The sequence below is a fragment of the Sinomonas sp. G460-2 genome (assembly GCF_047759905.1).
Lineage (GTDB): Bacteria > Actinomycetota > Actinomycetes > Actinomycetales > Micrococcaceae > Sinomonas.
The window spans coordinates 1-8,438 of sequence record NZ_JBKZWT010000157.1 but is presented as its reverse complement, the minus strand read 5'-3'; the positions used below and the strand labels follow the sequence as shown (position 1 = coordinate 8,438).

Sequence of the window (8,438 nt, the reverse complement as noted above, 5' to 3'; positions counted from 1 at the left end):
ACGAGCGCGGTGGTCGTCGCCGCGAGGAGGAGCACCTTGAGCGGGAGCGGCCACTCCGTACCGACGACGGCGGCGTGCACCGCGAGCTCGATGGGCAGCATCGCGGCGACGTTCGCGAGCGTGAGGCGGACCTTGGGCGGCTCGGGGTAGCGGCCGCAGACCTCGCACGCGAGGTCGGCGTGGGCGGTGTGCGGGGTCGGGGCAGGGGCCATCTGGGCCGTGCTCGAGTCGTCCATGAATCCATGCTCGCGGAAGGACGTTTCGCGGCGATTGCGCGGGTGTTTAAGCTCGCGACCCGCGGAAGGTGACCCTTGAACGGTGGGGCACCCGCGAGAGGTGACCCTTGAACGGTGGGGCACCCGCGGGAGGTGACCGTCCTCGGCGGCTAGGGGACGGAGGCCGGGGCCTCGCGCCTGGGCCCGCGAGCACGCCGGAACGCCTTGACCGCGGGCTCGACGAACCGCGCGGCGAGGGGGCCGACGACGGCCATGAGCAGCACGTAAGCGGTCGCAAGGGCAGCGAGCTCGCCCGTCACAACGCCGGACGCGACGGCGAGGCCCGCGATGACGATCGAAAACTCACCGCGCGCGATCAGCGAGGCGGCCGCGCGGGCGCGTCCGGGCACCGCAACCCCGGCGCGCCACGCGGCCCACCAGCCGGTGGCGATCTTCGTCAGGGCCGTCACGAGCGCGAGCAACAGCGCCCAGCCGAGCACCGGCGGGATGGACCGCGGGTCGATGTTGAGCCCGAACGCGACGAAGAAGATCGCGGCGAAGAGGTCCCGCAGCGGTTCGAGGAGACGCGAAGCGACGCTCGCCGTCGTGCCTGAGATGGCGATGCCGAGCATGAAGGCGCCCACGGCCGCGGAGACCTGCATCGCAGAGGCGAGCCCTGCCACGAGCAGCGCGAGGCCCATGACGTTGAGGAGGAACACCTCGGAGTTCTCGCTGTGGACCACCTTCGAGACGCGGTGGCCCTGGCGCAGCGCGACGACGAGCACGATCGTGATGACCGCGAGCGAGATGGCCACGGTCTGGAGCCCGCCGAACCAGCCCACGCCCGCGAGCACCGCCGTGAGGATCGGCAGGAAGATGGCCATGGCGAGGTCCTCGAACACGAGGATCGAGAGGATGGTCGGTGTTTCGCGGTTGCCGAGCCGCCCGAGGTCGGTGATGACTTTCGCGACGATCCCCGACGAGGAGATGTACGTGACGCCGCCCATTACGAGCGCGCCGACGCCACCCCAGCCGAGCAGGAGCGCGACGCCCGCGCCGGGCAGGAAATTGAGGACGGCGTCCACGACTCCCGCCTGCCACGAGCGGCGCAGACCGGTGAACAACTCCTTCGCCGTGTACTCGAGGCCGAGCAGGAGCAGGAGCAGGATGACGCCGATTTCGCCGGCGAGATGCGCGAATTCGCGCACGCCGTGGAGGTCCACGAGCCCGCCGGCGCCGAACAGGAGGCCACCGAGGAGGTACAGCGGGATGGGGGACATGCTGATCCGACCGGCGAGCCGCGCGAGGAAGCCGAGGGCGAAGATGACGGCCCCGAGTTCGATGAGCGTGAGTGCGATCGGATCCATGGGCTAGCCGTTGCGCAGGATCGTCGCCGTGGCGTCGAGCCCCTCCTGCGTGCCGACGGCGACGAGCAGGTCGCCAGCGCGGAGCATGGCGTCCGGACTTGGGGACGGGAGCACCTCGCCCTCGCGCATGATCGCGACGATCGAGACCGACGTTCTGGTCCGGATTGCGGCCTTGCCCATGGGCTGGTCCCGGTACGGGGAATCGGGCAGGATGCTGAACTGCCGGGTCACGATGCCCGGGACTTCCCTGTGCTCCTCGGTGAGCTGCATGACGATGCGCTGGCTTCCGAGGAGGTTGCCGAGGGCCGAGGCCTCGTCTCCCGTGAGCGGGATCGACGCCTGGCACGTGTCGGGATCGTCCCACGCCGAGATGATGAGCTCGGTCTGGCCGTCGCGATGCGCGACGACCCCGATGCGCCGCCCTGACTTCGTCATGAAGTCCTTGCGCACCCCGAAGCCGGGGAGCTCGGTCTCGTCCACGTTCATGGAACAACTCTAATCCGGGGCACCGACAAAGGATCGGGCCCGAACGCGCCATGAATATCGGATATCTCCTATACGATCCGCTCGCCTAAGCTGGCATCGACAGCTCGCAGGACGAAGGAGGTCGCGGTGGATTCGAAGCCCCGCGTGGTCATCACGGACGTCGACCACGGAGCCGTGGCGGAGGAAGAGGCGGTCGCCGCCGTGGAGGGCCTCGAGCTCGTCCTCGCCGCGTGCCGCACGGAAGCCGAGGTCGTCGCCGCGGCGCAGGGCGCGGACGCGATCATCGTCCAGTACGCGCCCGTGACGCGCGCCGTCCTCGCGGCGCTCCCGGGCCTCAAGGCTGTAGGCCGGTACGGCGTCGGCGTCGACAACGTGGACGTCGCGGCCGCGACCGAGCACGGCATCGCCGTGTGCAACGTCCCAGACTACGGAACCGAGGACGTGAGCGACCACGCGATCGCGCTCGCGCTGAGCCTCGCCCGCGGCGTCACAGGCCTCGACCGGGCGATGCGAGCGGGAAGCTACTCGCTCGATCCGGTGCAGCCGCTCCACCGGGTCGCGGGCCGCACGTTCGGGCTCGTCGGCCTCGGGCTCATCGGAGCCGCGACCGCGCGCAAGGCCCGCGGCGTGGGCTACCGGACCATCGGGTTCGACCCGCTGCACGCGCCCGGGACGACGACGGCGGAGGGCACCGAGGTGGTCGACTTCGACGAGCTCGTGCGGCGCGCGGACGTCCTATCGCTGCACGTCCCGCTCAACGCCCACACGCGGCACCTCATCGACGCCGACGTGCTCGGCGCGATGAAGCCGGGCGCCGTGCTCGTCAATACGTGCCGTGGCGGCGTCGTCGACACCCGCGCGCTCGTCGAGGCCCTCCGCCGAGGCGCGATCCGCGGCGCTGGCCTCGACGTCTTCGAGGATGAGCCGCTCCCGCGCGACAGCCCGCTCCTCGGGCTTCCGAACACCGTGCTCACGCCCCATGCGGCCTGGTACAGCGAGGAGTCGCAGCAGGAGCTCAAGACGCGGACCGCCCAGAACGTCGCGGACGTCCTCGCCGGGCGGCGGCCCCGGAACATCGTCAACCCCGAGGTGCTCGCGTGAACCGCGGGGCCGAGGTCGCGGTCGAGGCCCGGGCCGCCGGAGTGGAACCGGTCGCGGCTGAGGCTCTCGAAGCCCCTCACCGAATCCGCCGCCAGCTCCCGCGCGTCTCAGAGGTGCGGGAGCTCCTGCAGTTCCGCGCGCCCGTTCTCGATCCAGTGCGGCGGCGGCTCGAGCGGGCCCTCACGATCGAGGACTTGCGCGCGATCGGCCGTCGGACCACCCCTCGCGCGGTCTTCGACTACGTGGACGGCGCCGCCGAGGCCGAGGTCACGGCGCAGCGCAATCTCGACGCGTTCCGCGCCGCGGTGTTCATGCCGGAAGGGCTCAACTCCGTGGCTGATCCCGACCTCTCGACCGAGCTCCTGGGCGAGCGCATCGCGTTCCCGCTCGTGTTCGCGCCCACGGGCTACACGCGCATGATGCACCACGAGGGCGAGGCCGCCGTGGCTCGTGTCGCGCAGCGCAACGGCCTCCCCTACGCGCTCTCGACCGTCGGCACCACGACCATCGAAGAGGTCCGGGATGCGGCGCCGCGAGGACGGAATTGGTTCCAGCTCTACCTCACGAACGATCGGGCCCTCAACGCCGAGATGGTGGGCCGCGCGCTTGCGGCGGGTTGCGACACAGTGATCCTCACGATCGACACCGCCGTGGCCGGCGGCCGGCACAAGGACACGCGCAACGGCCTCACCATCCCGCCGTCGCTCACCGCGCAGACGTTCCTCGACATGGCGCGCTTCCCGTATTGGTGGCTCAACAAGCTCGCGACGGCGCCCATCAACTTTGCGTCCCTGCGCGACTACCCGGGGACGTCCGCGGATGTCGCCGGGATGCTGTTCGATCCCGGTCTGGACTGGGACGACCTCGAGTGGCTGCGCGGGGCGTGGCCGCACCGCCTCCTCGTCAAGGGCGTGCTCAACCCCCACGACGCGCGGCGCACGGTCGAGCTCGGCGCGGACGGCGTCGTCGTGTCAAACCACGGTGGCCGCCAGCTTGACCGGACGCCCTCGACGCTCGAGGCGCTTCCCCCGATCCGCGAGGCGGTAGGCCCGGACGCGACCGTTCTGCTCGACAGCGGCGTGCGGAACGGCCAGGACATCATCGCGGCGATTGCGCGGGGCGCCGACGCGGTCATGATCGGCCGGGCGTACCTCTTTGGCCTCATGGCTGGGGGCGAGCGGGGCGTTGAGCGCGCCGTCGAGATCCTCCGCGCCGAGTACCGGCGGGGGCTTCAGCTCCTCGGACTCGACGCGACGAGCAAGATCGCGCCGCACCACGTCAGGATGGGCAGCGGGGTTTCGGGTGCGGATGATCTGTACCCGGGACGCTGAGGGTGGTGGGAATCTGTACCCGAGATGGCCAGGGGCCGGGGGATCTGTACCGAGACGCTGAACGGGCGCGGAGGGGCGGGTGCGGGCCTCACCGCTCCGGGACGACGGCGGTCGCGACATTCGACGGCGGCCGCACCGGGATCAGCACGAGCAGACCCGCGAGGAGCACAAGCATGATCCCGAGGATGCCCCAGCGCTGAGCCTGGCCCTCCGCGACGAGCGGCGTCGCGATCGCGATGCACGCGCTGAACAGGAGGGGCGAGAGGAAGCTCACGGCGCGGCCCGTCGTCGCGTACAGACCGAACAGCTCGCCGGATTCCCCGTCCGGCGCGAGCCGCGCGAGGTACGCCCGGGCCGAGGCCTGCGCCGGGCCGACGAAGAGGGTCAGGAACAGCCCGAACACCCAGAACGTCGCCGTGCCCGTCCACGTGAACCCGAAGACCGAATACGTCCCGTTGCCGAGCACGAGGATCGCGGTGCCGGCCACGAGCAGCCCCGCGAGCGCGCCCGTGATCACGCGTTTGGGGCCGATCCGATCGTCGAGGAAGCCGCCCGTGATCGCGCCGATCGCGGCGACGACGTTCCCGAAGATCGCGAAGAAGATGACCTGGCTCAGTGAGAAGCCGAACGTCCCGGCCGCGATGACCCCACCGAACGTGAACACGGCCGCGAGCCCGTCGCGGAACACGGCGCTCGCCACGAGGAAGTAGAGCGTGTGAGGGCTCGTGCGGTAGATCGCCACGACGCGTCGCCACAGCAGCCCGTACGAGGCGACGACGCCCAGCCGAGCCGCCGGGCGCCGCGGAACCTCGGGCACCGCGAACAGGACGGGCAGCGAGAAGGCGATGATCCACAGCATGGAGAAGACGGCGACAAGGCGGATGTTGAGGCTCTCCGCCGTCGACGCCCCGAACCAGTGGAACGCGGGCTGGACGAAGAGCGAGAGCACGAGCAGGAGCGCGACGATTCCGCCGAAATACCCGGCAGACCAGCCCAGGCCGGAGATCCGCCCGATGGTCTTGGGCGTGGCGATCTGCTCGAGCATCGCGTTGTAGTTGACGCCCGCGAGCTCGGAGAACACATGGCCGGCCGCGATGAGGCTCGCCCCGTACCAGAGGAACTCGGGCCGCGGGAAGGCGAAGAAGCACAGTCCCGTGAGCAGCGCCACGACGCCCGTGTGGATGCCGAGCCACAGCTTGCGGCGACCGCCGGCATCGGAACGCTGGCCCGAGACGGGCGCCAGGACCGCGATGAGGAAGCCGCCGATCCCGAGCGCCGCGCCGAGCACGGAGGAGGCGTGGTCCGCGCCGCCGAACGCGGAGGAGGTGAGATAGACCGTGAAGACGAACGTCGTCATGACGGCGTTGAAGGCCGCGGAACCCCAATCCCACGAGGCCCACGCGAGCACTTGGCCGTATCTGACGGGTGCGGTGTGGAGCTCGAGCTCCGATGGCTGCTGCGCGGCAGTCGTCATAGCTCGAATGCTAGCCCCTGATAGACTGGCGGCGCTGCTCGCACCAGCATTTTCCAGTGATGGATCGACGGGGATTGAACCCAACTTACTTTCGCCTGACCCCAACTTTGTTGACTCGATAACACCTGAACACGCGGAGGCGCCCGGTGGTCCCAGTTCTCGCCCTGCACTTTGCAGTGGCGGCTGGTGCGCCCTGGATCTTCCGGCGGTGGGGCCGTTCGGCGTTCTTCCTCCTCGCGGCGGTGCCCGCGCTCTCCCTCGTCTGGCTCGCGGCCCAGCACGGCGCCGCGTACGGCGCGGGCCTCGAGGAGACCTACTCCTACATTCCCGGTCTCCGACTCGACTTCGCTTTCCGCCTCGATCCGCTCGCGTGGGTCATGTGCCTTCTGGTGCTCGGCGTGGGCGCGCTCGTGCTCGCGTATTGCGCGCGGTACTTCAAGAACGACGACGACGGGTTGGGTGGCTTCGGCGGCCAACTCCTCGCGTTCGCGGGCGCGATGTTCGGGCTCGTCACCGCGGACGATCTCATTGCACTCTTCGTCTTCTGGGAGCTCACGAGCGTCCTCTCATTCCTGCTCATCGGCTTCGCGCGGGCCCGCCTCGCGGCGCGCCGCGCGGCGATCCAGGCCCTCATCGTCACGACCGCTGGCGGGCTCGCGATGCTCGTGGGCCTCGTGGTCATCGGGAACGCCGCGGGCACCTACCGCATCTCGGCCATCCTCGCGCGGGCGGGCGAATTGACGACGACGGCGCCCACCTCGGGCGCCATGGCCATCGGCGCGCTTCTGGTCCTCATCGGGGCGCTCAGCAAGTCGGCCCTCATCCCGTTCCACTTCTGGCTGCCCGCGGCGATGGCCGCCCCGGCGCCCGTCTCCGCCTATCTTCATGCCGCCGCGATGGTCAAGGCTGGCGTCTACCTTGTGGCGCGGCTCGCCCCCGGTTTCGCCGACACGCCGTACTGGCGGCCCGTGGTGCTGGGCTTCGGACTCGCGACGCTCCTCGTGGGCGGCTACCGCGCGCTGCGCCAGACCGACATCAAGCTGCTCCTCGCGTTCGGGACCGTGAGCCAGCTCGGGTTCATGGTCGCCGTCGTCGGTCTCGGCACACCCGAGGCCGCGCTCGCTGGGCTCGCGCTCGTGGTCGCGCACGCGCTGTTCAAGGCGACGCTCTTCCTCGTGGTGGGGATCGTGGACCACCAGACCGGCACGCGCGACGTGCGGCGGCTCTCGAGGGTCTTCCGGCAGTCGCGGGGGCTCGGCGTCGTGGCCGTACTCGCGGCGGCCTCGATGGCGGGCCTCCCGCTCTTCGGCGGCTTCGTCGCGAAGGAGGCCGTCTTCGGCGGGTTCCTGCACGGCGACGCCGTGCTCGGGGAGCCGTGGGGCGCCGTCGTCCTCGCCGCGTTCGTGGTGGGCTCGGCGCTCACGGTCGCGTACAGCGCGCGGTTCGTCTGGGGAGCGTTCGCGCGCAAGCCCGGCCTCCCGGACACGCCCTTCAAGCCGATCACGCCGCTGTTCGCCGCGGCGCCCGCGATTCTCGCGGCGCTTGGCCTCGCGTACGGCGTGTGGCCCGCCCCTGTCGACGCGTGGGTCGCCCCGCACGCGGGTTCGGCCGAGCATCTCTCGGCGTGGCACGGGCTGGACCTTCCGCTCGCGCTCTCCGCCGCGGCGTGGCTCGGGGGCGGCCTGCTCTTCTGGTTCCGCGACGCCGTGTACCGCGCGCAGGTCGCGGTCTCTGGCCTGCCGGACGCCGAGCGCGTGTACCGTGCGACCGTCGGCGCCGTGGACGACGCGGCCATCTGGGTGACCGGACGCACCCAGCGCGGCTCGCTCTTCTTCTACCTCGCAGTGATCCTCTCGGTCGCGACCGTGCTGCCGCTCGTCGTCATGCTTGGGACCCGGCCCGCGATTCCCGGCGGGACGTACCTCGTGGACCCGAACGCGCCGCTTCAGGCCGTGATCGGCGTGGGCATCGCGATCGGCGCGCTCGCAGCGGTCCGCGCCAACAAGCGCTTCCTCGCCGTGCTCATGGTGTCCGTGACCGGCTACGGCATCGCGCTCATCTTTGCGCTCCAGGGCGCGCCGGATCTCGCGATGACGCAGCTCCTCGTCGAGACGATCGTCCTCGTCGCGTTCGTGCTCGGCATGCGGCGCCTTCCCGCGCAGCTGCGCGACCGCACGGGCGGGGCGTACCGCGTGGTGCGGATCGTGATTGCCGTGCTGTTCGGCACGGTCGTCGTCTTCGCGGGCATGTTCGCGATGGGGTCGCGCACCGCCTCGCCCGTCTCTCTCGACTTTCCCCGCCTCGCATACAGCCAGGGCGGCGGGACGAACATCGTGAACGTGACGCTCGTGGACATCCGCGCGTGGGACACGTTCGGAGAGATCTCCGTGCTCGTGCTGGCGGCCACGGGCATCGCGAGCCTCATCTTCATCAGCCACCGCGGCGGCGGGCTCGGGCCGGCGCA

The 8,438-nt window shown here is 70.7% G+C and carries 6 protein-coding genes and 1 pseudogene; 3 read left to right on the top strand and 4 right to left on the bottom strand.

What is annotated here, in order from left to right; genetic code table 11:
- The 3 genes and pseudogenes from ACLN58_RS14120 to ACLN58_RS14110 all read right to left on the bottom strand — a co-directional run.
- Positions 1-212, bottom strand: a pseudogene (locus ACLN58_RS14120) (amino acid-binding protein); the annotation flags it as partial.
- A 173-nt stretch (positions 213-385) separates the two neighbouring features.
- Positions 386-1,582 (bottom strand): cation:proton antiporter, encoded by a 1,197-nt coding sequence (locus ACLN58_RS14115; protein WP_415855895.1) that lies wholly within the window; start codon positions 1,580-1,582, stop codon positions 386-388.
- 3 nt (positions 1,583-1,585) lie between these two features.
- Complete coding sequence (locus tag ACLN58_RS14110) at positions 1,586-2,068, bottom strand: cation:proton antiporter regulatory subunit (protein WP_415855894.1); 483 nt, start codon at positions 2,066-2,068, stop codon at positions 1,586-1,588.
- 126 nt (positions 2,069-2,194) lie between these two features.
- On the opposite strand from ACLN58_RS14110, the gene ACLN58_RS14105 reads away from it, so the two are divergent.
- Positions 2,195-3,169, top strand: coding sequence for a C-terminal binding protein (locus tag ACLN58_RS14105; RefSeq protein ID WP_415855893.1), 975 nt, complete (start codon positions 2,195-2,197; stop codon positions 3,167-3,169).
- Positions 3,166-4,500 carry an alpha-hydroxy-acid oxidizing protein gene (locus tag ACLN58_RS14100; protein WP_415855892.1) on the top strand — a complete coding sequence of 445 codons (1,335 nt, stop codon included), beginning with the start codon at positions 3,166-3,168 and terminating at the stop codon, positions 4,498-4,500. Before ACLN58_RS14105 ends, ACLN58_RS14100 begins: the two co-directional genes overlap by 4 nt.
- Before the next feature lie 88 nt (positions 4,501-4,588).
- On the opposite strand, the gene ACLN58_RS14095 is transcribed toward ACLN58_RS14100, so the two are convergent.
- Positions 4,589-5,974: an MFS transporter gene (locus ACLN58_RS14095; RefSeq protein ID WP_415855891.1), complete on the bottom strand. Its 1,386-nt coding sequence runs from the start codon at positions 5,972-5,974 to the stop codon at positions 4,589-4,591.
- 146 nt (positions 5,975-6,120) lie between these two features.
- Between ACLN58_RS14095 and ACLN58_RS14090 the strand changes: the two genes are divergently transcribed.
- The coding region (locus ACLN58_RS14090) for a Na+/H+ antiporter subunit A (protein WP_415855890.1) at positions 6,121-8,438 on the top strand (2,318 nt) is incomplete at its 3' end.

Excerpts from the sequence above, each read along its gene's own strand:
- ACLN58_RS14110 (WP_415855894.1), bottom strand. The coding sequence starts at position 2,068 with ATGAACGTGGACGAGACCGAGCTCCCCGGCTTCGGGGTGCGCAAGGAC.
- ACLN58_RS14095 (WP_415855891.1), bottom strand. The coding sequence starts at position 5,974 with ATGACGACTGCCGCGCAGCAGCCATCGGAGCTCGAGCTCCACACCGCA.
- ACLN58_RS14115 (WP_415855895.1), bottom strand. The coding sequence starts at position 1,582 with ATGGATCCGATCGCACTCACGCTCATCGAACTCGGGGCCGTCATCTTC.